Genomic DNA, 24,349 nt, shown 5'->3' with positions numbered 1-24,349 from the left:
GTGCATGTGACGGATAAGCTTACTTTGGAGATGTTCGGCTTATCTATTCAGGAGTGGAACTATTATCGTAGAAATCACTGATTTACACCAACCATCAGCTCTCTTTGGATTTTCTAGCGACTAGCGTGTCTCCGTCGTTATATTTTCGTGTGATTTAATTGTTAACATCATAATCCTTATTGTTCACCTTTGTCAACAATATTTCTGAAAAAGATTAAATTTTATGACCAAGGACGTCTGTTAAACAACCAAAAGCGAACAATATGTTGTTTTTATCAAAATATCGTTCGTGTTTCAGGAAAGGGCAATGAAAGCGCTACCGATATATGTTAAGTCAGATTACATGGGCGTTTAACAAATATTTGAGGTCGAAAATTATACGATGGAAACTTTCTTTGTTTAGTGGAGGAAAGCGAACATTTTTTTTTTGTCACATTTTTGTCGAAATTACGATGTGTAGAAGGTAAACCGTCAATTAGAGAAGAATGTAAGTAAGGAAGATTGATTTTTAGGGGGTGTAGAATGATGTATGATGTAGCAATTGTCGGTGCAGGACTGGCAGGGTTAGTAGCTGCCTGTGAGTTAGCGGATGCCAAGAAAAAAATTCTATTAGTAGATCAAGAACCTGAAAATTCAATGGGGGGACAGGCATTTTGGTCCTTTGGGGGTATTTTTTTAGTGAATTCACCCGAGCAAAGAAGGCTTGGTATTAAGGATAGTAAAGAGCTTGCATGGCAGGATTGGCAAGGAACGGCTGGCTTCGATCGCTTAGAGGATGAAGATTCATGGGCATACAAATGGGCTAGAGCTTATGTAGATTTTGCAGCTGGTGAAAAATATAGCTGGTTAAAGTCTATGGGGATTAAGTTTTTTCCTGTTGTCGGTTGGGCAGAGCGAGGGGGATCCTTAGCGGGCGGCCACGGTAATTCAGTACCTAGATTCCATATCGTTTGGGGAACCGGACCAGGCATTGTAAAGCCTTTTGTTGAAAAAGTGAAAAAGGCCATAAAGAAGGGTTTTATAGATTTTAAACCAAGACATCGTGTCGATGAATTTATGCAACAAGATGGAAAAATAACGGGAATTAGTGGCACAGTTTTGGCGCAAAGCTATGCAAATCGTGGTGAAAAAAGCTCTAGATTGGGTATAGGTGAATTTTCTTATGAAGCTGGAGCGGTTATTGTGGCCAGCGGTGGAATAGGTGCAAATTTTGATTTAGTTAGAAAAAGTTGGCCTGCACGACTTGGAACACCACCGAAAAATATGGTCAGTGGTGTACCTGCCTATGTAGATGGCAGAATGTTAGAAATTACGGAACATGTCGGTGGACGTATCGTTAATCGAGACCGCATGTGGCATTATACAGAAGGCTTGAAAAATTGGGACCCAATTTGGCCCAATCACGGTATTCGAATTTTGCCGGGCCCTTCATCATTATGGTTTGATGCAGAGGGCAATCGATTTAAAGCACCTAATTTTCCTGGTTTTGATACGCTAAGCACATTAGAAGCCATTCAAAAAACTGGCTATGATTACTCATGGTTTATTTTAACGGAAAAAATTATTGAAAAAGAATTTGCCTTATCGGGCTCTGAGCAAAATCCTGATTTAACAAATAAAAGTATTATGGATGTTCTGAAACGTGTTTTGCCAGGACCACCTGCTCCCATACAAGCATTTAAAAATTATGGTGAAGATTTTGTTATTGCTAATGATTTAAAGGAATTAGTTGATGGGATGAACAAATTGGCTGGCAATGACCTCCTCGATTTTATCAAAATAAAAGAGCAAATTTTAGCAAGGGATCGTGAAATGGACAATAAATTTTCAAAGGACTTACAGGTTAATGCTATTCATGGTGCAAGAAACTATGTAGGTGATAAATTTGTGCGCGTTGCGAAGCCCCATAAAATATTAGATCCTAACAATTGGCCACTTATTGCGGTTCGCTTAAATATTTTAACGCGTAAAACATTAGGAGGCTTACAGACGAATTTGAATGGTGCTGTGTTAGGTGCGGATGGTCAGCCTGTACCAGGTTTATTTGCAGCTGGAGAAGTTAGTGGTTTTGGTGGTGGCGGTGTACATGGTTACCGTGCTTTAGAAGGGACATTTGTTGGAGGGTGTTTATTTAGTGGCCGACAGGTAGGGCGTTACTTATCAAAAGGAGAATGAAGGAAATTTAATTGTGGTAAATCGCTCGGGTATGGCGAGAAAGTGTATTTTTTTACAGACATGGAGAATCCAAAAAATATGAAAGAGCATCACCAACAAAATGGATGATGCTCTTTTATTCTTATAAAGAAGAATTTTGAACTTGAGCGATTTTAGTGATTTGTTCCTCAATCTGCTCTTTTGTCCAAGTGTTCTCTTCAACGAAAAAGTTACGTTCTGCGCGGCGGCATTCGTCTGAACAGCTACGCATATAAAAGGCCTCATGCTTTTCCTCACAAAGCATTAATTTATGGCATTCAGGATTTGCACAGTTTGTATAACGTTCTGTCGGTTCACCAGTGAAGAAATCCTTACCGACAATCACGTGCTCAACCTGATTAATAGGTACACTGCGACGACGGTCGAAAACGAACATTTGTCCACCCCATAGATGACCTTTTACTTCAGGGTCTTTGGCATACGTGGCAATACCACCATGTAATTGGCCAACACTTTCTCCATAGCCTTCACGTTTTAACCAGCCAGAGAACTTTTCGCAGCGGATACCACCTGTGCAGTAAGTTAAAACTTTCTTGCCTTCAAAATCCTCTTTATGGGCCTCCATCCAAGCTGGTAGGTCACGGAAGTTTTCAATATCTGGACGAATAGCACCACGGAAATGTCCAAGGTCAAATTCATAATCATTGCGTGCATCAATAACTATCGTATTGTCCTCTTGCATACGTTCCATAAATTCCTTTGGTGATAAATAATCGCCTGTTATTTCTAAAGGATTAATATCATCTTCTAAACCAAGGTGCACAATTTCTCGACGTGGGCGCACATGCATTTTTTTAAAGGTATGCCCTTCAGCTTCATCAATTTTCCACATAATGTCGCTAAAACGAGGGTCTGCCTTCATATGATTCATGTAAGCATCAGTTTGCTCGACTGTACCTGAAACGGTTCCATTAATGCCTTCATAGCCAACTAAAATACGACCAAGAAGCCCGATATCTTTACAAAGTGCTAAATGTTCCTCTGCGAATGTTACAGGGTCTTCAATAGCTATATATTTATAATAAAGTAATACACGATAGTCTTTCTGTGTCACAATCATTAACCACCTTTAAATCATTTTTCGTCCTTAAATATAGCATATCAAGTGCAATTTTGCGTAGGATAGAAGGAGTTTTCTAAAAAAACACGAATAGTACATAGTGAATGACTATTCATATTTGGGGGTGTTGGGATGGAATTTTCAACGATTACATTAGAGAAATTAGAACGCCGTGCAACATTAACATTAAATCGTCCACATGCCATGAATGCTATGGACGACGTGATGATGCGTGAACTAGCAGAATGTTTTGAGGCACTACAGCAAGAACAAGAAATACAAGTTCTCGTTATTCGCGGAGAAGGAAAAGTCTTTTCAGCAGGTGGCGATATTAAAGCGATGCTAGATTCAAATAAGCCATTTAATATTAATGAGGTAATGGTTTATTTAACACGTATTGTCAAAGCATATTACCAGCTACCGATGATTGTCATTGCAGCGGTTCATGGAGCATCAGCTGGATTAGGTTTTAGTCTAGCGCTAGGGGCAGACATAGTGGTGGCATGTGAAAATAGTAAGCTCGCTATGAACTTCATCGGCATAGGTCTCATCCCTGATGGTGGCGGCCATTTCTTCATGAAGGAACGTGTGGGTACTGTCAAAGCTAAACAAATGATTTGGGAAGGAAAGGTGCTAACAGCATCGGAAGCACATGATGAAGGGTTAATTGACTACGTTGCACCAGATGGGACTGTTTTTGCGATTACTGACCAACTAGTAGGAAAAATGCTTGCTTCTCCAATTGCATCGATGATTACGACTAAAAAAATTCTACATGCTCAAAATTTACCGCAATTAGAGAGTATCTTATCTATGGAAGCAGCGGGGCAAGAAGCGATGCGTAAAACGACGGATCATTTAGAGGGAATTCATGCATTTGTAGAGAAAAGAGCACCTGCTTTTGTAGGAAAATAGATTTACCTTCTTTCATTGGGTGTCCAAACACCCGTTGAAATAGAGGAACTCAGTCTAAGAGCGCCACGTCCTGTGGCAATTTATCTGTGCGAAAGCGAAGCGACAGCAACACACGACTGAGTGACCAATATCATTTTGGCCTAAAAGGCGCGTAGTAAAGAAGTGTACTACGTGCCTTTTACTAGCCATTTTTAGACATGAAACAAGATTAATTTACCCGAAGAGTTAACAAGACGATGAGTTTTGTTGGCAACACCTTTTTCTTCGATCTGCTTTAAACCGCTGATTTTTGCAGCCTCATCGTTTTCGAAAGTCCAAGTTTCATCAAATAATGTTTCCCCAGTTTTTTCAAAAGCCGTAAAGCGATAATTCTCCATACAAACCCCACCCTTTACTTAAATATATATCTATTATACATAGAAGATTTATAAACTTCACGGTAAAACTAGCGAATATTTCGATAAATTATGAAAGTTGTGGAAAGTTTAAGGCAATACTATTAATGATTATTTGTTGAATACATTTCTCATCTAGTGGGAATTATGATAAAATAGAACAAATATTCGGTTTCTGCGTGATTCACGAATGTCTCATTATAAAAATGAGATATGTAATAATTGATAAATTATAAAATCGGCGATTCCGATGTACTCAATATTTTACCGCGATGCGAGTGAAAAAGAATGAAGTTAAGGTATAGATTATTTAAAACTTGAGGTGGTTGGATGTCAGCAATTCGTTTTTTCCATATGGCGGATTTACATTTAGATAGTCCCTTTAAGGGCTTATTTGGTTTACCCGAACAAAATTTCAAAAAGATTCGAACAAGTACTTTCGAAGCTTTTGATAAAATTATTCAGAAAGCTATTCAGGAGAAACCCGATTTCTTACTGATTGTCGGTGATATATATGATGGTGAAAATCGAAGCTTACAGGCACAAAGACGATTTCAAGAGGCTATGGAAAAACTCTTTCAGCATAATATCCCTGTCATTTTAAGCTATGGGAATCATGATCACTTAAATGGTGCTTGGACACGTTTTGCTTTACCGAGCAATGTTTATGAGTTACCAGCTGAAACTAGTGTTGTGCAATTAAACATACGTGGTCAACAAGTCAATATTTATGGCTTCAGCTATGGTGACCGTCATATAACGAAATCAATGATTGATAGTTATCCTGTTGCACAGGACCAGCGCGTTATTCATATTGGTATGCTTCACGGTAGCGAGGCTAGCGATACTTCACATGCTGTTTACGCTCCTTTCACAAAAGATCAACTTCTTGAAAAACACTATCATTATTGGGCTTTAGGGCATATTCATAAACGACAATTTTTACATCAAAATCCACCGATTGTTTATCCAGGCAATATTCAAAGCCGACATCGGAAAGAGCAGGGGATAAAGGGCTTCTATGACGTAACTTTGTCGCAAACCTCTACAGATTTGGAATTTGTACCGACATCTGCTGTTGTTTATAACACGGTAGAGGTTGATTGTTCGAATGTGTTTCATGCAAATGAACTGCTTAAAAAATGTGAAGAAGTTTTGATGCTTAATCGTCAAGAGTTCGGAGCATCTGTTGTTGAACTTCATTTGAAAAATATAGATGAACAATCACAATCTTTATTTGAACATGCTACAGTTGACGCTTGGCTAGAAACTATTCGAGAAGCCGAAGATGGAATTGAACCAATGTGCTGGGTGCAAAAGCTCGTGTTACATCAATCGTCCGTATTGTATGAGCATACTGCTGCGACCGAATCCGTTATGAATTTAATGGAGGAATGGGATATTTCTGAATGGAAGGATATTTTAAAGGAACTATACCAACATGCTGGCGGTGCAAGGCTGATTGAACCTTTAACAGAACAGGACATTAAAAATTTAATGCACGACGCACAAGAATTATTAGCAGAAGAAATTCAAAGGGCGTGAATAACATGCTAACGATACAAAAAATCCAAATTTATGGCTTTGGCAAGCATGAAAATATCACTATTACTTTACGCGAAGGGGTTACCATTTTTTATGGTATGAATGAAGCGGGGAAAACGACCATTCAACAGTTTATTTTACAAATGCTTTTTGGATTTCCTACGAGGCAGCAGGCACAACGTAAATATGAGCCGAAAGCATCGACTAAATTCGGTGGTCAGCTGACGATTTGGCATCCAACATACGGGCAATGCACGATCGAGCGTATGAAAGGAAAGGCAGCTGGAGATGTTACTGTTTATTTAGAAGACGGAACAATGGGGCATGAGGAGCTTTTAGCAAAGCTCTTATATGGTTATTCAAAAGCCTCCTTTGAGTCTATTTTCTCCTTTTCATTACACGAGCTACAGGGCATTGAAAAAATGTCAGAGGAAGAGCTAACACATTTGTTACTTGCCTCTGGAACAACTGGGATTCAACAACTATCATCTCTAGAAAAGAAATTGGACAAAGATGCTAGTGAGCTTTTTAAAAAATCAGGCAAAGTGCCACTCATTAATCAAAAATTGGAGCATTTAAAAAAGTTAGAACGTACGATTAAACAAGAGCAAGGTAATATTCAGACCTTTGAGGATAAATTATTACAATTACAGCAGCTCGATTTAAGGCTAGAGGGTTTATATAGTCAGAAAAAAACAGAGCAGCAAAAATGGCAGCAGCTCACAATCCTGAAGCAGGCTATGCCACTTCTAAAGCAGCAAAAAGCTTTAGAACAGACACAACAAAGCTGTGAACATGTGCAGTTTCCTCCGGAAGGGATCCGACGTTATGAGCAATTAAAGGATCGACTTATGCATGAAACACTGCAAATGGAGCAGCTGAAGGAGCAGTATGAGGGACTGCAACGTAAGCTACAATTAACAATGGACGAGCAAGTTATTACTGAGATGTCTCGTCTTGTGAACAAGGAAGCAACATGGAATCAGTTAGTTGTAAAGGAACAGAACTTAATGGATGAGCTGTATTTAATCGAGCAAGAAATAGAAGCTCAGTTCCGTTTATTAGGTGTCCAGGAAAAAACAGCGCAGGATATTTTGCTTGAAGAAACCGTTTCATTACAGCAAGAGGAACAATTTCAACAACAGTTAAGCCTATTGGAAGAAGCAGAAGAAGAGCTGAAATTTCATTTGCGTTCGTTAGAGCAACTACATGCAGAATTAGAGACAATTGCTCAACTGCAACAACAGCTTCACCAGGAGTCATTAACTACGGAGGAAGAACATATTTTAGCACAGTGGCCACAGCGTAAGCGCAAGCTTGAACAATTGCGTTATGGAAGGTCACAACGCTCGAAACAACAACAACCAAGTATTTTTATATTTATTGTATTAGCCATAAGTGTACTGTCGTGTATCTATGGTGTTATGGAAAGAAATATGGCTGTTATCGTTGTAGGAGCGGTTATGTCACTCATCATTATTTTATATTTAAAATTTGCTAGACAAGCTCATGAAGCGCCGAGTAAACAACAGAGTCAGCAAATGCGTGAGTTAGAGCAGGAGGAAAATATTGCTCAGACTATCCTGCTAAAAAAACAAAAATTTGAGGATCGCTTGTTGCATGCAAATGAGCAACAGCAAGAAAAAGAACGTCAATATGTGAAACTTGAATATAAAATTCAACGGGCTGAGCAGGTAAGTGAAGAGGCTACTCAGTTGCTTCACCACTTTTTAGGACGCTATCGGTTAGAGGGAAATATACCGAAAACATTATTACCAGAACTGTTTATGCGCATTCGTGGTGCTCAAGAGTTGGCAGCAAAAAAGAAGAGTACATTTACGCTTTTACAAACGGTACAAGCGGAGAAAAACGAGTTACTAGAACAGATACAGCGAGTCTTAAAGACAGAGTATAGCGAGCAAGAAATCTTTATGCATTTACGTACTACATTCCTTACTTTACAGCAGGAGCAACAAATATCCCAACAAGCAAAAGAGCAGTTGACTAGTCTTCAGACTAAAATGCAAGGAGTGCAATCACATATAGACAGCTATGAGTCTGAAATTACTCAGTTATTTAATGCTGCGAATGTACAAACAGAGAAGGGCTATTATGAAGCACATGAACAATTTGAGCAACAACAACAAATAAAAACAGAACTTCAAGCCATTCAAAGTCAGCTAGTCTCGCTAAATGTAGACAACAAACAGTCACTGCTAGAAGAGGAACAGCTAAATGAAAAACTGCTTACTTTAGAAGAAGAGCGAGGAACAATGCAGGTAGCGATCGATCATTGCTTAGAACAACGAGCGACACTGCAAATCCAAAAGGAGAATCTTCTAAATGACGAGAAATATGGCCAGTTGCTTCAACAGTTTGAAGAAGAGAAATCAGTGTTGCAACAGCTGATAGGACAATGGGCTTCAAAAAAAGCATTGGCTACTGCGATCCATGAAACATTGTTCCGCCTAAGAGAAGAAAAACTACCTCATGTTTTGACAGAAGTTAATGCAATATTTAATTCGTTTACAGGTGGGCGTTACGATAAGCTTTCAATTAATGATGAAGGCTATTTTGTTGCACAGGATGTTTCTGGATTACGTTATCAAATGGCAGAATTATCACAGGCTACAAAGGAGCAAGCTTATATTTCGTTGCGTATGGCACTAGCAAAAACGCTAACAACCTCTGCTCCATTTCCATTTATTATGGACGATCCTTTTGTCCATTTTGATCGAAACCGTACAGACAAAATGGTACAATTAATGAAAGAAGTAGGATATGAACGTCAAATTTTATATTTTACTTGCCATGACGTGATGCTCGAGCATTGGCAGAAAGACCAAATTGTCGATGTAGGAGCACTAGCAAATGAAAGGGGAGTGGCGTCAACATGAAGGGTATTACGACGCTCCAGGTTGGAGAAACAGTCGATCAATTTTTATTAATTAAACAGGCGACAAAAGGGGTTACCACAGTCGGAAAGCCATTTATGTCACTGTTATTACAAGATAAAAGTGGAGATATTGAAGCCAAGCTATGGGATACAAATGAAGATCATGAAAAAATGTATCACGCTGAAGCAATTGTCCGAGTAGGTGGAGAAATTCATGATTATCGTGGCAAAAATCAATTACGGATCAAGGCAATCCGTGTTGCAAAACCAGAGGAGGGAATTGCTATTAATGATTTAGTTCCTTCCTCAGCAACTCCAAAAGAAGAACTATATGAAGAATTGACGCAATTTTTCTTTGATGTTAAAAATCCGAATATATCACGAATTACACGTGCAGCTATTAAAAAACATCAGGATGCTATTTTAGTCTATCCAGCTGCTACGAAAAATCATCATGATTATGCATCTGGTCTATTAGATCACATGGTGTCCATGTTGAGACTAGGAAAAGCAATTGCTGATTTATATCCTACATTAAATCGAGATCTGTTATATGCAGGGATTATTTTACATGATATTGGTAAAGTAGTTGAATTATCAGGACCTGTTGCAACAATGTATACGGTTGAAGGGAACTTACTTGGTCATATTACTATTATGGTCAATGAAATCGCCAAGATTGCTAGTGAACTAGAAATCGAGGGCGAGGAAGTTATGCTATTGCAACATATGGTATTATCTCACCACGGTAAAGAAGAATGGGGTAGCCCGAAAAAACCGATGATTCAAGAAGCGGAAATCTTACATTATATTGATAATATTGATGCGAAGATGAACATGCTAACACGAGCATTAGGCAAAACAGCACCAGGCGAATTTACGGAAAGACTATTTCCACTTGATAATCGATCGTTTTATAAACCGACTATATAGTAAATTCAAAGGTTGGAGATTACATTCTTATTCATTTAGCAGACAATTTTGTATAAAAAGGGTTACGCCTGTATCGGCGTAACCCTTTTTCATATAGTAAAGTAACAACTAGTAAGATTATTTTTCAGAATCTTTTTCTTTGTCGTCTTTACTTTCTTTTTTAGCTTTTTCTTCAGCTTTTTCTTCAGCTTTTTTAGCTGCTTCTTCAGCAGCTTTAGCTTGCTCCTCACTTGTTGTTGTAAGGGCTTCAATAGCAGCTTTTAATTCTTTATCAGATGTTTTTACATCAGCATCTTTTGCCAATTTTGCAACAACATCTTTAAGAATTTGTTTATCTTCACCTGTTTGCTGTAATTTAGCTAGCATTTGTGTACGGATGTTTTTCTCTTCATCTTTGAATGAGCCAACACCTTTTACATCACGCTTTTCCGTAACTTCAATAACGTGGAAACCAAAGCTTGATTGAACCGGTTCACTTAATGTTTTTAAAGGAAGGGCATAAGCCGCGTCATTAAATTCATCTACCATTGCACCAACAGAGAACCAACCTAGCTCTCCGCCATTTTGAGCAGAGCCAGTATCAGTTGAGTATTCTTTTGCTACATCCGCAAAAGAAGCGCCACCTTTAATTTTAGCAATGACTTCTTTAGCTGTTTTCTCATCTGCTACTAAAATATGGCGACCATTTAACTCAGTTTTCATTTGCTCATAATGTTTTTTAACATCTTCTTCTTTAAAAGCTTTATCTTTTATAGCCTTATCTGAAAGAAGCTCAATACGTAATGCATCTTTATAGCCTTCCTCAGTTAAGCCACTTTGAGCAAGTGCATCGGCAAAGCTATCACCGAATTGTGAAGCAGTTGCGTCATAGGCCTCTTTGATTTCTTTATCTGATACTTTGTATTTATCAGCTAGTACTTTTTCAGTCATCATTTGTTGAATTATATGAGAACCTGCTAAAGTTTTTGATGTTTTGTTAAAGTCAGCAACTGTAATGTCGCCTACTTTTGAAGTTGCGATTGTTTTGTTGTCGTCTCCGCTACAAGCACCAAGTGCTAATACCGAAGCAGCTAATGTTAAAGATAAAACTGTCTTTTTCATAGTGGATATTCTCTCCTTATATGGTTTCGTCCCATTTTTTACTATAACATAAACGTTTTAAAAACAAAATGGTTCCCCCTTGAGTATAGCCTATATTTCAGATTTACAAGCGCATAGGATATAGAAAAGAAAGGGGGTGAAGTTATGGGCAGCGGAGGATACGGTGGCGGCGGTGGCTACGGCTCAGGCTCTGGCTTTGCTTTATTAGTTGTGTTATTTATTTTATTAATTATTGTTGGTGCAGCGTTCCTATACTAATTAATAAAAATGACGAAAAGCTAAGGGTTTAATATCCTTAGCTTTTTTTAACAATGTAAAGGCATTCTCGCAGCCCGCTTGAAGTTACGTTCCATTGATACTGCGTGGATCACTTTCTTTTTAACTATACTGCATATAAAACTTCAATATAAAATGAGACAAGTAAAATTGTAATAAGTATATTTATAGTTCGGAATACTTTTGGTTGGTTTTCTTCGGGAATTTCACGTCGCATGCACAGCGCATAAGTCATGCGGTTTATTTGAAATAAATAGAATACCGAGAATAGAACTACAATCATTAACAGCAAGTCTATTCCTCCCCTCTTTCAATATTAATAGCATAACAAAAAACGTTCATAAAACACAAGTACAAGCAATTTAGTGAATAGTAGGTGGCACTAAAATTTCATAGCCTTTAGGCGTCTCCTCAATCTGGGAGTCTTTAGGTGAATTCAATAAATATTTTACATATAGAATATCTATTACACATAGACTACAGTGGTAAGCTAAAAGTAATGTACCATAATGAGTATACGCAGGGAATAGTAGTGTACCCAATAAAATACTTGTATTTAGTACAATAAATGGTGAAAGTAAAGCTAGAATATAACGGTTTTTCGATAAAGGTTCACGGATACGCATGTGAAGAACAGGAATAACATAAAATTGGGTACGCACACGCAATTTTAAATGCTGACGTAAATCATATAATGCTAGAAAGTGTAAGCATTTATGAATTGGGTAGATTGCAAATATAGCAATAACAAAAAGCCAAAACAAACGATCGGTATAGTGCTCATCATTAAATAAATTAAATGTCACATAGGAAAGCGAAAAGACAGTAAAAAAAACAAGTACAGACATGATCATAATACGCGTTGTTCCGTAATGATGTTCCAGATTTAATGTTTTCCAACAATGCATGATTATCAACTCCGTAATATGAATGGTCTATTTAATTTAAATTGATTTATATTAGAATGCAAGAAAAAGGAGGTATCTCAGAAATATTTCTGAAATACCTCTTTAATTATAAGCATCTACGGCCATTAGGTATAGATTCCGAACAACTAACGCTAAAAGCCTAGTAGTTTCATTTTCATCCTTTTACAGTTGAACGTTCTTCAATCGTGTCAAAGGATTCACGGAAGTGCTGGAAGGAACGCTCAAAAATGTCGATGAAGTCCTCTCCATATATATTGCGAATAACAGCCATAACATCTAAAAATTCTGGGAAGCGACCGTATAAGTCTTTTAAAGCTAATGAACCTTCTAACACAGAATGATACGTATTATGATAATTACTATTCATTTCAACAATAAGTTCTGTACCTGCTTCTGTTAACTCAACATACGTATTACGCTTGTCGTCATCACGCTTTGAAAACTTAAGGAATCCACGCTCTTCTAATTTTTTTGAAAAATTAAATGCAGTGGAAACGTGCATTACCCCAAATTTCGCCACATCAGAAATTGAAGCCCCTTTTAAATGATACGAAATCCATAAAATATGATGTTCATTAATATTTAAATCGTAGGGTTTAATCCATTGCTGCCAATCTTTCTCAACTGCTTTCCATAAGGCTTTTGATATTTGCGCAATTCTTTGACTATAAAGCATCGCTTCTTTTTGAGTGTACAATTCCTCTGACAAAGCCATCACCTACTGCTTTCTTTAACATTTTAAAAATATTATAGCAATAAAGGAAAAAAGTTTAAAGTTAGAAAAATTAAAAAATTGAAAAGTGGTTAAAAAATAATATTTTACCAATGAAAACTAATAAAAATATATGATTTTTATTAGTTGTGAAGGACTTTAGTTGCTAACATTTTCTTGCGGTTTTTTCTTTTTTTCTGTAAATTGTGCAACGTTTTTCTCGATTTCGCTTATTGAATTCTGTAATGCCTCTATTTCTTGTTGTAAGTTATTTTTTGAAGGTTCTATTTCTTCAGTAAATGTAGTAATAGTTTGTTTTAAATCATTTATTATTAGTGGTATATTATTTTTTATTTCAGTAGTAAGCGAATGAACAGATTGTTTTACTGTGCCTGCTTGCTGTTTTACATCTAAAAGTTTGTCCTTGGTGCTTTCAGCATTTGCTCGCAAATTAGCACGCAATTGTTGTCCTGATTGAGGAGTTGAAAGAAGTACAGCGATTGTACCACCGACGATCCCAGCTCCAAGTCCAAATAAAAATGGTTTTGCTTTCATATCGATTACCTCATTCCTGTAATTATCATGTGATACCTACTATTAAACCATGAAATGCACATATACAAAAATAAAAAAGAAACTAAACGAGTGATTTTAAATCACAGTTTAGTTTCTTTTGAAGATAAAGGTGCATTTTCTAATTAAATGCACCTTTTATTAAATTGAAATAGCTGTTTGGAATTTAGAGCGCTTCACTAATTTTGCAACTATAGGATAAATAATTGCAAAAGCAATAACATTAAATGCTACAGTAGGTAATACAACCCCTACAAACAGTACAGCGAATGTTGCACCAACATTTGCGTTGAATACAAAAAGTGCTACTGCTAAAAAGACAGTTCCAGATAAAATTGTTCCTAAGCCAACTAAGCTAGCAGATACTATAAAGTTGCTTGCCAATTTTTTTAGCACAATTAAGATCGCTAAAAAGACAAAGCCCGTTACTGCTTTATCGATAACGTTTGGAACAAGACCAGCTGGAAACGTTGTAAACAAACCTGACAGTACACCGGTTGCTAAAGAAAGTAAGAACGTTTCTTTAACAGTAGGGAACAATAAAATGCCAATAAACATCATTGTTAACATGAAATCAGGTTTCATGCCATTTACCATTCCTGGTGTGACCACATAAAGTGTAGCACCAACACCGACTAAAAGGGCCATTAATACTAAATTCTTTGTATTCATTTCTAATCTCTCCTCGACTATGCTAATCTTTTTTGTCTCCTAACGTGTCCTCATGACCGTTAGCGAAACTTATTTGTGAGTGTACGATATAAATCTTTAAATTGCAATAAGAAATTCTGACAATTCGAGTATTTCATAAATTATTTAAGGTTAGCTTTAATGCTTTCCGCAACGTCAGATAATTGCTCTGGTGTATATTTTTGTGTTTGCCAATTTAAGCCCAAGCCTTCTTTTTCATCGTAACGAGGAATAAAATGTAAGTGGTAGTGGAAAACAGTTTGTCCAGCTGCAGCACCATTATTATTAATTGTATTAAGTCCAATCGGGTTAAAAGCAGTTTTTATAGCATTCGCAATTTTAGGTGCAGCTGCATATAAATTACGGGCCACTTCCTCAGGCATCTCAAATAGGTCCTTACAGTGATGTTTTGGAATTAATAGGGTATGCCCCTTCGCTACAGGTGAAATGTCAGTAAATGCATAGACATGTTCGTCTTCATAAATTTTTGTACTTGGGATGGATCCATCAATGATTTTGCAAAAAAGGCAATCGCTCATTCGAAAATTCCTCCTTATTTTATATGTACATACATTCTATCATACTCATAACTGTATCATTTGCTAATTTTTGATAAAATATAAACGAGAAGAGGAGTGATGGCATGACGGTATTAGAGGTACAACATGTGACAGGTGGTTATACAAGAAAGCCGGTTATTAAAGATTTATCATTTTCGATTGAAAAAGGGGAGCTTGTTGGCTTAATTGGCTTAAATGGAGCTGGTAAAAGTACAACGATTAAGCATATCATCGGAACGATGCTTCCAAAAGAAGGAGACATACGTTTAAATGGTGTGACGTTAAAGGAAAATACGGACAAGTATCGTACAGCATTTTCTTATATCCCTGAAACACCCGTATTATATGATGAGCTAACATTACGTGAACATTTAGAATTAACGGCGATGGCTTACGGTCTAGATGAAGCAACACTTGCAGCTCGATCACAATTATTATTAAAGGAATTTCGAATGGAAAAACGACTGAATTGGTTCCCATCGCATTTCTCAAAGGGGATGCGTCAAAAGGTTATGATTATGTGCGCCTTTTTAGTCAATCCAAGCCTTTACATTATTGATGAACCTTTTGTGGGACTCGACCCGCTTGGGATTCAATCCTTGCTTGATCAGATGGATGAAAAGAAAAAAGAAGGCGCTTCTATCTTAATGTCTACGCACATTTTATCGACCGCTGAAAAACATTGTGACCGTATCATTTTATTGCATGAAGGACGCGTGCGAGCACAGGGATCAATGGAGGATTTACGCAAGGCATTTGCGATGCCACGTGCGACATTGGATGATTTATATATTGCAATGACAAAGGAGCGCGACCATGAAGAACTTGCGTGATGTATGGTCCTCTCGCTTTATGCACTATATAGGTGAAGTGCAAAAATATATGCGATTTATTTTTACGGGGCATATAGCGATTGTACTAGTATTTCTTATTGGAGCAGGGGGCTATCAATATAGTGAATGGCTGAAAATTGTACAGCCTGATTTTCCAGCAGAGATTTTAATTGCAGTGGCAATGGGGATTTTACTAGCATTTAGTCGTCCAACTACACTTTTGAGAGAGCCAGACCAAGTATATTTATTACCATTAGAATCGAAAATGTCACAGTATTTTAAAAAGGCGTTAGCGTGGACGTTTTGGTCACAAGTTTGGATTGTGGTAATTGTTTATATCGTAAGCATCCCTTTACTAAAGGCTGTTACTGAATTAACAACATCTGAAATTTGGTCAGTATTTCTACTTATTATTATATTGAAGTATTTGAGCGTTCAAGGTGAATTTAGTTACCGTTATAGTGAACGTGGTCAAATGATTTGGGTGGACAGGCTAATTCGAGCTGTTTTCTTTGGTGTTACTGTGTACATGGCGCTTCAAATGCAGCTTATTTTTGCAATTGTTGCTGCTGCAGTTGGATGTGTGTATATTGTAATATTTAGAAAAAAATGTGCAGGTGAGCCTATTCCGTACGAGCATTTTGTAAAGCTGGAACAAAATCGCATGATGAGTTTCTATCGCTTTGCTAATTATTTCACGGACGTTCCACATTTACGAGGTAGTATCCGTCGTCGTGGTTGGCTTGATTGGCTTTATAAATTTGTGGCATACAAGAAGGACAATGCCCAAAAGTACTTAGTGTTCCGTACATTCGTCCGAACAGATGATCATTTTTATTTATGGCTCCGATTAACAGTGATTTCAGCTGTTATTGCAGCCTTTGTAGATATCCCAGTCGTTACATGGGTTATCGCAGGTGCATTGAGCTTTGCTACAACTATTCAATTAAAATCAGCTTTATTATCAAGCGGTGAATTTCGTATGGACATGCTTTATCCTTTAACGGATGAAGCACGTAAGGTAGCAGTCAATCAAATTGTGCGTCTTGCAATGATTACGCAAGCAATTATAGTGGGTCTATGTGGTATCACACAGCCGATGTTTTATGTTACTTTTATAATCATTTTGGTTGTTAGTGAATTGACATCTAAGGCCTCAAAATCTTGAATATAGTTAATGTTAGCTTATCAGCAAAGGTTAGAGGCATTTTGCTAAAAACGTGTGCCATGTGAATAAGTTGATCTTCGTTACGGCTGGGCGACTCCTTGGGTTTAGCAATAGAGGAACGAAGGCTAAAAGCATCACATCCTGTGATAACGCCTTCGTGACTAACATCGTGCTGCTGGCGCTACGTTACACTACGGTTTCGTGCAAAAAACATCTGTTGCCCCGACACCCCCAGGGAGCTTTGGTCTGTGCGAAGCGTCAGCAAATGTTTTATCTGTGCGAAAGCGTAGCGACAGCAACAAGAAAGCGCCTAGCCGGAACGGAAATCAGCCCACGTTATGGTGTTCAGCAAAATATAAAAGCTCATTTTTCCAACAATAGAATTGGAGAAATGAGCTTATCTTTGTTAAAGCGGGTTTTAAGTGGTGGAGCGCTTACTTTTGCTTCGGGCTCTCCAGTGCATTTGTCTTCTATTCTACTAATTGATAATCTAGTGCTGCTGATACTAATACCTTTGCAGCAATGAGCATCCCTTTTTCATCTATATCGAATTTAGGATGATGATGTGGTGCATATTTAGCTGGGCGTGCTCCCGTGAAGAAGAATGTACCGGGCTTTTCTTCTAAGTAATAAGCGAAATCTTCAGCCCCCATAGTTGCTTCAATCTCAGTAACATCGCAAATATCCTGAGCGATATTACGTACAAAGAGTGTTTCCTTCTCATGATTTACAACTGCAGGGTAGCCATGACGATAATTCAGTTCAATTGTACAATCATGCGCAATTTCTGTACCTTGGATAACCCGTTTAAACTCACGTTCCATCGTTTCACGAACATCTTTATTAAACGTTCGAATTGTGCCATTTAAGTAGGCTGTATCGGCAATAATATTGTCGGCATTAGATGCCACGAATGAACCAACCGACAAAACAGCCGATTCGGTTGGGGCAACACGACGTGCGACGAGCTGTTGTAAATTTATAACAAGTTGAGAGCCAATAACAATCGCATCCTTTGTTTGATCCGGATGAGCGCCATGACCGCCTTGACCTTGAATTTTTATTTCAAAACTATCAACAGCGGCCATCGTCGGCCCTACGCGGTAGCCAATTATCCCTGTAGGATGGTTAGAAGAAAGATGTGTGCCAAAAATAGCATCAACGCCATCCAAAGCCCCAGCCTGTACCATCCCAATTGCTCCACCTGGATCAACCTCTTCAGCATGTTGATGAATTAGTACATATTCTCCTACTAGCTCATCGCGCATTTCCCACAATAGCTTACCGATAATTAACAAAGTAGCTGTATGACCATCATGCCCGCAAGCATGCATAACACCAGACACAGTTGATTTGTATGGTACATCTTTTTCATCTTGTATAGGAAGAGCATCAAAGTCTGCCCGTAAGGCAATCGTTTTGCCAAGCTTGCTCCCCTTAATCCGCGCAATTAAACCATGACCACTGACATTAGCTTCAACCGGTACGCCGAGTTTCTTATAATATTGAATAATATAATTAGCAGTTTCTTGTTCCTGAAAGCTTAACTCCGGGTGCATATGCAGATGACGGCGAATCGCCACCATTTCATCAAAATGAGCATCGATTTTTTCAAGTAGATGTTGGTTCATAGTAAACCTCCTTAAACGGATTATCCTAGATTTTTATTAATAACATAATAGTTTTACAAACTGGATAAATAGGGGTAAACGTTTCTCATAAAGAATATCGGAAAAGTAATGTAATGAATACCCGCGCTTCCGGGGGAAATACCCGCGGAAGAATAGCGAATACCCGCGCTTCCGGTGGAAATACTCGCGCTACCGGTGAAAATACCCGCGCAAGAGTAGCAAACACTCGCGCCCCTCAACTAATCTTCGTTGTCTTCTTTTGGAGCGGCACTATAGGTTGTGACATAGGAAGCTGCTGAGAAAATGTTTTGTTGATTCACGCCTGTTGATTCTTTGCGTTCAGCATGAGCTGATGCAAAGGCCTTTGAGCTTTTCCATGCTTCGAATGAATGAGGGCCGTTCCATTGTGTCATGACAATGTATGTTTCACTATTTAATGGACGAAGAAGTCGAAATGCTACAAAGCCTGGTTCATCTTCTATAGCACGTGCTCGATTTAAAAAGCGATGTTCAAAAACTGGTCGACCTTCATCTGTCACAGAAATATTGTTGAAAACAAAGAAGCCTCGTTCTTCTAAAGCATTTACTGAATCCAGTACTTCAAACTTACGAGGTGTGGCAAATATAGATTTTCCATTGGTTTCATGTATAAGCACAGAGTTTCCCTCTCCGTGTATTAAAATCAACGCCTCGTTTGGATGTTTATTCTTTAACTGCTCTAAAAAATCACCTGTACCAGAAGTTAAATAAATATACATAACTATTGCCCTCCTTATGAATGTTCATCTTTTAAAAGGAATGAATTGTGCTTGTATAACGCACTACTTAGACCCGCTGTTATCTACGCGAAAGCAACTAGCACGCTAAGGCGGAAATGATAACATAGCGTGATTATCTCCATTTAAATGGAAGTATATAGCTTTGTCAAAAAAGAAACCCTATAGAAAGAACAATTTTATGACATTTCCCTATGAAAACTATACAATAACAGAGGAAGCGTTTACTATTGAAAACGGATATCAATAATAACGAATTAAATCAGAGAATTTTACTATATGAATTTTATTGAGGGGAAGGAACTATTCATGACAACTTTTAATGATACTCTTCTACGTGCTGCACGGGGAGAAAGAACGGAACATACACCAGTGTGGTATATGCGACAAGCAGGACGCTCTCAGCCAGAATATCGTGCGATTAAAGAAAAGTATTCTTTAGAAGAAATTACACTTCAACCTGAGCTTTGTGCATATGTAACGCGATTACCAGTAGAAAATTACAATGTTGATGCAGCGATTTTATACAAAGACATAGTGACACCACTACCTGGTATTGGAGTAGATGTAAAAATCAAAGCAGGCGTAGGTCCTGTAATTTCAAATCCAATTCGCTCAATCGCAGATATAGAAAAACTAGGCGAATTTAATGCAAAAGAACATACACCATACGTTTTAGAAACGATTAAAATGTTATCAGAGGAACAACTGAATGTACCTCTAATCGGCTTTGCAGGTGCGCCGTTCACTCTCGCAAGCTATATGATTGAAGGCGGTCCTTCAAGAAATTATAATAAAACAAAGTCATTTATGGTATCAGAGCCTCAAGCTTGGTTTGCATTAATGGATAAATTAGCTGACATGATTATTTCTGATATTTCAGCTCAAGTGGAAGCGGGAGCAAAAGCTATCCAAATATTTGACTCTTGGGTTGGTGCTTTAAATGTTGAAGACTATCGTGTGTTCATTAAACCAATTATGACACGTATTTTTGCAGAGTTGCAAAAAGAAAATGTGCCACTTATTCAGTTTGGTGTCGGTGCAAGTCATTTAGCGAAAGAGTGGAATGATTTACCGATCGATGTTGTTGGCTTAGATTGGCGTTTACCAATTAGAGAAGCTCGTGCTAACGGTATAACTAAACCAGTACAAGGGAATTTAGATCCATCACTATTACTTGCTGATTGGTCAATTATTGAAAAGCGCACGAAAGATATTATCGATCAAGGCTTAGAAATGCCAGGGCACATCTTTAACTTAGGTCATGGTGTATTCCCAGAGGTAGATCCAGAAGTGTTAAAACGTTTAACTGCTCTTATACATGAGTATAGTGCTCAACAAATTCAAGCACGCTCTTAATATAGATGTGAACAAGATATTAACTTTCATATTTCTTTTCTATGAATGATATCTCTATTTCATCGTAGAAAGGGTGCTGTCCAACCTAATGAATTGGACAGCTTCTTTTTGTCACATACTGTACGATAAAGATATACTTAACTATTATTTAGAGGTGAAAAGGTAATGAAAGAAGTTAAAGGCTTATTAGTTATGGCATACGGAACACCCTATAAAGAAGAAGACATCGAACCTTACTATACGCATATTCGCCACGGTCGCAAACCATCAGAAGAGCATTTAGAAGATTTACGCGGTCGTTATGAGGCTATCGGTGGTTTATCACCACTTGCTGCTGCTACAAAGGCGCAGGCTGAAGCTTTATGTGCGCGTTTAAATGAAGCGCAAGATGAAGTGGAATATAAATTATTTATTGGTTTAAAGCATATCCACCCATTCATTGAAGATGCGGTAGAAGGAATGGTAGCAGAAGGTATTAAAGAAGCGGTTTCTATCGTATTAGCTCCTCACTTCTCAACGTTCTCTATTAAGTCATATAATGGTCGTGCAGCAGAAACAGCTGGAGATCGATTAACAATTACTTCTGTTGAATCTTGGTATGATGAACCTAAGTTCATTGATTATTGGAAAAACAAAGTGAATGAAACATTTAATGCAATGACTGATGAAGAAAGTGAAAAAGCATGTCTAATCGTGTCTGCACATTCACTACCAGAGAAAATTAAAGATCTAGGCGATCCATATGAAGATCAATTAATTGAGACGGCTCGATTAATTAAAGAAGCGACAGGTGTAAACAATGTAGAAGTTGGCTGGCAGTCAGCAGGTCAAACACCTGAGCCATGGATCGGTCCAGATGTTCAGGACTTAACGCGTGAACTTTACGAGCAAAAGGGTTTCCGTTCATTCGTTTATACGCCAGTTGGCTTTGTAACAGAACATTTAGAAGTTTTATATGACAACGATTATGAATGTAAAGTTGTTTGTGATGAACTTGGCGCGAAATATTATCGTCCAGCCATGCCAAATACACACCCATTATTTATTGATGCAATGGTTGATGCCATTCATAAAAAATTAAGCTAAGCGAAAAGAAAGTGATGATGTTGGTGACTCAGAAAAGACGAAAGGTAGTTGTTGTAGGCGGTGGCATTACTGGCCTCACAGCTGCGTTCTATTTGCAAAAAGAAGCAAGCGCAAAAGATTTGCCGTTAGATATCGTACTTGTCGAGTCGTCATTACGTCTTGGCGGAAAAATACAAACACTGAGGAAAGATGGCTGTATTATCGAGCGCGGGCCAGAATCTTTTTTTGATCGTGAGAACTATGTATATGCTTTGGCAAAGGATTTAGGCATTGAACAGGAAATAATTACAAGCAATACAGGGCCGACTTACGTTGCTGTTGGTAGTCAATTGTATCCAATCCCTAGTAATCTTTTGTCTGGGGCAACACCACATGTTTCGTCATTTATTACATCAGGTTTGTTTTCACTTAGCGGGAAAGTTCGTGCAGCGGGGGATTTTTTCATCCCGCGCTCTGCACAGGATGATGACCAACCATTAGGGCAATTTTTTAGAAGAAGATTCGGTGCTGAAGTTGTAGAAAATTTAGTAGAGCCATTACTTGCTGGAACGTTTGCTGGTGATATTGAGCAGTTAAGTATGCGTTCAACATTTCCGCAGCTCTATGGATTAGAGCAAAAATATCGTAGCTTACTTATTGGTATGAAAAAGTCTGGTACAAATTTTTTAAATAACGGTCTTACTACGAAAGATAAGGGCATTTTTCAATCATTTAATAATGGTCTTGAGACACTTATCGAAAAACTTGAAGAATCACTACTACCTGGTACAGTTATGAAGGGTGTTAAAGTCGAGGAAATCGAGCATGGTAAGGATGGTACTGTCCAAGTTGTGTTAAACAATTTTACACAATTAAAAGCAGATGCTGTTATTATTGCTACACCCTTTAATGTAGCAAGAAAAATGTTCAGCAAACACCAGTTGTTAAATGAATTGAGTACGATGAAGGCGGCAACTATTGCTACTGTGACAATGGCATTTAAAAAAGACCAGTTAGGTGATCTAGATGCGTTATCATTTTTTGTTTCTCGAAATAGTGATTTTTCAATAACTTCTTGTACTTGGATTAATCGAAAGTGGCCTGGCACAACACCGGATGATTACGTACTGTTGCGTAGTTATATTGGCCGAGTGGGAGACGAGGCAATTGTAGCGTTATCCGATACTGAAATTGAAAAGACCGTTTTGCAGGATTTAATGAAAACAATTGGCGTAGATGGAGAACCGTTAATGACTGTAGTTTCCCGCTGGAAAAATGCCATGCCACAATATACCGTAGGACATGAAGCGAAGATCGAGCGAGTAAAGCAAGAATTACGTGAACATTTTCCCGTTGTAAAGCTCTCGGGGAGTTCCTTCGAAGGAATATCAATACCTGAGTGCGTTGAGCAAGGTAAAAATGTTGCTGACGAAGTACTATCGGAAATGTTTGTGGATTAAAAGTTTTTAGAAGTAGTACAAACTTGAACAATGTTTGTACTACTTTTTTTATTGCTTTTAAGAGATTCCGCGATAAATTATTTGTAAAGTATGAAATAGAAGCGCTTAAAAGTAAAAATTGCACAAGTTAGATACATCGAAATAGAAAACTGGGAAAGTAAGTTTCTACTTTCCCAGTAAAAATCTTATAGAGAATGTTAGTTGTTCAACCAGTATTTGTTCTTTTATGCTATGAAATTCGGTGACATGACCATACAATACCGCCAGAGTTCGCTCCTCCAAGAGTAAGTCCAATCGTTAAACCGTTAGCATTGTAGAATAAATCAATGGTATCACCTGCATTTAACTCGACTTCTCCAGCTAATGTTACTGTCCCATTACCAAGGATAGTGCGTAAATCCAATACGGCAATAATATTTACATTTAATAAAGGGAATAGCCCGCTTATTAAACTTGTTGCTGCGTTTCTGCGAATTGCAAATGATGGATTGATGCCAGCACCTAAACCAACGGTAATTACTGCAGTAGTTGAGTAATTTATTGTTGCTTCAAAAGAGTATCTTCCGGTTGTTGGAACAGTGAAAATTCCGGTCACTGGATTGAATGCTGGTGTTGTGAAATATGGCGATGCAACACTCCAGTTAGTGATTGTACTAGAAGCACTTACTGCTATACCATTATTAAATGCTGAGAAACCTTCTGTAAATGCTGGTCCAGTAGAGCCAGTCACACCAGTACCAGTAGCCCCAGTAGCCCCAGTAGGTCCAGTAGCGCCGGTCACACCAGTAACGCCAGTAGCCCCAGTAACGCCAGTAACGCCAGTAACGCCAATAACGCCAGTAGCCCCGGCGACGCCAGTAGCTCCAGTAGAGCCGGTCACACCAGTAACACCAGTAACACCAGTAACACCAGTAACACCAGTAACACCAGTAACACCAGTAACACCAGTAACACCAGTAACACCAGTAACACCAGTAACACCAGTAACACCAGTAACACCAGTAACACCAGTAACACCAGTAGCCCCAGTAGGTCCAGTAGAGCCAGTAACCCCGGTAGCCCCGGCGACGCCAGTAGCTCCAGTAGAGCCGGTCACACCAGTAACACCAGTAACGCCAGTAACGCCAGTAGCCCCAGTAACCCCAGTAACCCCGGTAGAGCCAGTAGCTCCGGTAGAGCCAGTAGCTCCGGTAGGACCAGTGTCACCAGTAGAGCCGGTAGCCCCGGCGACGCCAGTAGCTCCAGTAGAGCCGGTCAC

22 protein-coding genes, 1 pseudogene and 1 other annotated feature (1 of these 24 cut by a window edge) are annotated in these 24,349 nt (G+C 38.4%); of the genes and pseudogenes, 11 read left to right on the top strand and 12 right to left on the bottom strand.

Translation table 11 applies throughout. The features are described from left to right. Positions 1 to 147, bottom strand: a binding site (T-box leader) (it extends 92 nt beyond the left edge of the window). Positions 148 to 522: 375 nt separating this feature from the next. Continuing rightward, on the top strand, positions 523 to 2,175 hold the full coding sequence (locus ABE34_RS03390) for an FAD-binding dehydrogenase (RefSeq protein WP_197140475.1): 1,653 nt from the start codon (positions 523 to 525) through the stop codon (positions 2,173 to 2,175). Positions 2,176 to 2,296: 121 nt separating this feature from the next. On the opposite strand, the gene ABE34_RS03385 is transcribed toward ABE34_RS03390, so the two are convergent. Beyond that, positions 2,297 to 3,268 (bottom strand): rhodanese-related sulfurtransferase, encoded by a 972-nt coding sequence (locus ABE34_RS03385; RefSeq protein WP_197140473.1) that lies wholly within the window; start codon positions 3,266 to 3,268, stop codon positions 2,297 to 2,299. A 138-nt stretch (positions 3,269 to 3,406) separates the two neighbouring features. Between ABE34_RS03385 and ABE34_RS03380 the strand changes: the two genes are divergently transcribed. Continuing rightward, positions 3,407 to 4,189 (top strand): enoyl-CoA hydratase, encoded by a 783-nt coding sequence (locus ABE34_RS03380; RefSeq protein WP_197140471.1) that lies wholly within the window; start codon positions 3,407 to 3,409, stop codon positions 4,187 to 4,189. A gap of 191 nt (positions 4,190 to 4,380) precedes the next feature. Here ABE34_RS03380 and ABE34_RS03375 read toward each other — a convergent pair whose 3' ends face one another. After that, positions 4,381 to 4,566, bottom strand: coding sequence for a YhzD family protein (locus tag ABE34_RS03375; protein WP_197140469.1), 186 nt, complete (start codon positions 4,564 to 4,566; stop codon positions 4,381 to 4,383). A 348-nt stretch (positions 4,567 to 4,914) separates the two neighbouring features. Between ABE34_RS03375 and ABE34_RS03370 the strand changes: the two genes are divergently transcribed. Genes ABE34_RS03370 through yhaM form a run of 3 tightly spaced genes read left to right on the top strand, consistent with a single transcriptional unit; the run spans position 4,915 to position 9,958 of the window. Next, positions 4,915 to 6,129 carry a metallophosphoesterase family protein gene (locus ABE34_RS03370; protein ID WP_197140468.1) on the top strand — a complete coding sequence of 405 codons (1,215 nt, stop codon included), beginning with the start codon at positions 4,915 to 4,917 and terminating at the stop codon, positions 6,127 to 6,129. A gap of 5 nt (positions 6,130 to 6,134) precedes the next feature. Continuing rightward, entirely contained in the window at positions 6,135 to 9,026 is a 2,892-nt protein-coding gene (locus tag ABE34_RS03365; RefSeq protein ID WP_197140467.1) for an ATP-binding protein, read from the top strand. After that, on the top strand, positions 9,023 to 9,958 hold the full coding sequence (gene yhaM, locus ABE34_RS03360) for a 3'-5' exoribonuclease YhaM (RefSeq protein ID WP_197140466.1): 936 nt from the start codon (positions 9,023 to 9,025) through the stop codon (positions 9,956 to 9,958). Before ABE34_RS03365 ends, yhaM begins: the two co-directional genes overlap by 4 nt. Before the next feature lie 117 nt (positions 9,959 to 10,075). Here yhaM and ABE34_RS03355 read toward each other — a convergent pair whose 3' ends face one another. After that, the gene (locus ABE34_RS03355) at positions 10,076 to 11,059 is read right to left on the bottom strand and encodes a peptidylprolyl isomerase (RefSeq protein ID WP_197140465.1); all 984 of its coding nucleotides are present in this window, start codon (positions 11,057 to 11,059) and stop codon (positions 10,076 to 10,078) included. A 144-nt stretch (positions 11,060 to 11,203) separates the two neighbouring features. On the opposite strand from ABE34_RS03355, the gene ABE34_RS03350 reads away from it, so the two are divergent. Then, positions 11,204 to 11,317, top strand: coding sequence for a YjcZ family sporulation protein (locus ABE34_RS03350; RefSeq protein ID WP_079563330.1), 114 nt, complete (start codon positions 11,204 to 11,206; stop codon positions 11,315 to 11,317). Positions 11,318 to 11,441: 124 nt separating this feature from the next. Here the strand turns inward: ABE34_RS03350 and ABE34_RS24945 are convergent, their stop codons facing one another. The 6 genes from ABE34_RS24945 to ABE34_RS03320 form a co-directional block, all read right to left on the bottom strand. Next, positions 11,442 to 11,627, bottom strand: a complete 186-nt coding sequence (locus ABE34_RS24945) for a hypothetical protein (protein WP_079563331.1) — start codon at positions 11,625 to 11,627, stop codon at positions 11,442 to 11,444. Between the two features lie 70 nt (positions 11,628 to 11,697). After that, positions 11,698 to 12,243, bottom strand: coding sequence for a DUF3267 domain-containing protein (locus ABE34_RS03340; RefSeq protein ID WP_197140464.1), 546 nt, complete (start codon positions 12,241 to 12,243; stop codon positions 11,698 to 11,700). Positions 12,244 to 12,418: 175 nt separating this feature from the next. Further along, positions 12,419 to 12,979, bottom strand: a complete 561-nt coding sequence (locus tag ABE34_RS03335) for an HTH-type transcriptional regulator Hpr (RefSeq protein ID WP_079563333.1) — start codon at positions 12,977 to 12,979, stop codon at positions 12,419 to 12,421. Positions 12,980 to 13,135: 156 nt separating this feature from the next. Next, the gene (locus ABE34_RS03330; protein WP_197140463.1) at positions 13,136 to 13,531 is read right to left on the bottom strand and encodes a YtxH domain-containing protein; all 396 of its coding nucleotides are present in this window, start codon (positions 13,529 to 13,531) and stop codon (positions 13,136 to 13,138) included. A gap of 159 nt (positions 13,532 to 13,690) precedes the next feature. Next, positions 13,691 to 14,221, bottom strand: a complete 531-nt coding sequence (locus tag ABE34_RS03325; RefSeq protein WP_197140462.1) for a tryptophan transporter — start codon at positions 14,219 to 14,221, stop codon at positions 13,691 to 13,693. 140 nt (positions 14,222 to 14,361) lie between these two features. Further along, a complete protein-coding gene (locus ABE34_RS03320) occupies positions 14,362 to 14,778 on the bottom strand; it encodes an HIT family protein (protein ID WP_197140461.1) in 417 nt (138 codons plus the stop codon). 104 nt (positions 14,779 to 14,882) lie between these two features. On the opposite strand from ABE34_RS03320, the gene ABE34_RS03315 reads away from it, so the two are divergent. Further along, positions 14,883 to 15,632, top strand: coding sequence for an ABC transporter ATP-binding protein (locus ABE34_RS03315; protein ID WP_197140459.1), 750 nt, complete (start codon positions 14,883 to 14,885; stop codon positions 15,630 to 15,632). Continuing rightward, complete coding sequence (locus ABE34_RS03310; RefSeq protein ID WP_197140457.1) at positions 15,616 to 16,800, top strand: ABC transporter permease; 1,185 nt, start codon at positions 15,616 to 15,618, stop codon at positions 16,798 to 16,800. Before ABE34_RS03315 ends, ABE34_RS03310 begins: the two co-directional genes overlap by 17 nt. Positions 16,801 to 17,270: 470 nt before the next feature. Here the strand turns inward: ABE34_RS03310 and ABE34_RS03305 are convergent, their stop codons facing one another. Both ABE34_RS03305 and ABE34_RS03300 read right to left on the bottom strand, forming a co-directional pair. After that, positions 17,271 to 18,431, bottom strand: coding sequence for an amidohydrolase (locus tag ABE34_RS03305; protein ID WP_197140455.1), 1,161 nt, complete (start codon positions 18,429 to 18,431; stop codon positions 17,271 to 17,273). 239 nt (positions 18,432 to 18,670) lie between these two features. Further along, positions 18,671 to 19,189 carry an antibiotic biosynthesis monooxygenase family protein gene (locus ABE34_RS03300; RefSeq protein ID WP_197140453.1) on the bottom strand — a complete coding sequence of 173 codons (519 nt, stop codon included), beginning with the start codon at positions 19,187 to 19,189 and terminating at the stop codon, positions 18,671 to 18,673. Between the two features lie 327 nt (positions 19,190 to 19,516). On the opposite strand from ABE34_RS03300, the gene hemE reads away from it, so the two are divergent. The 3 genes from hemE to hemY all read left to right on the top strand — a co-directional run bounded on the left by hemE (position 19,517) and on the right by hemY (position 23,091). Beyond that, positions 19,517 to 20,566 carry a uroporphyrinogen decarboxylase gene (gene hemE, locus ABE34_RS03295; protein ID WP_197140451.1) on the top strand — a complete coding sequence of 350 codons (1,050 nt, stop codon included), beginning with the start codon at positions 19,517 to 19,519 and terminating at the stop codon, positions 20,564 to 20,566. Between the two features lie 165 nt (positions 20,567 to 20,731). Next, positions 20,732 to 21,652: a ferrochelatase gene (gene hemH / locus ABE34_RS03290; RefSeq protein ID WP_197140449.1), complete on the top strand. Its 921-nt coding sequence runs from the start codon at positions 20,732 to 20,734 to the stop codon at positions 21,650 to 21,652. A gap of 14 nt (positions 21,653 to 21,666) precedes the next feature. Next, a complete protein-coding gene (gene hemY / locus ABE34_RS03285) occupies positions 21,667 to 23,091 on the top strand; it encodes a protoporphyrinogen oxidase (RefSeq protein WP_197140447.1) in 1,425 nt (474 codons plus the stop codon). 229 nt (positions 23,092 to 23,320) lie between these two features. On the opposite strand, the pseudogene ABE34_RS03280 reads toward hemY, so the two are convergent. Beyond that, positions 23,321 to 24,349, bottom strand: a pseudogene (locus ABE34_RS03280) (collagen-like protein); the annotation flags it as partial.

Origin of the sequence: Lysinibacillus sphaericus (assembly GCF_015844675.1) — a bacterium.
GTDB classification, from domain to species: domain Bacteria; phylum Bacillota; class Bacilli; order Bacillales_A; family Planococcaceae; genus Lysinibacillus; species Lysinibacillus sphaericus_E.
Note: the sequence above shows the minus strand (reverse complement) of the source record. Positions and strands in the feature narration are given on the sequence as shown.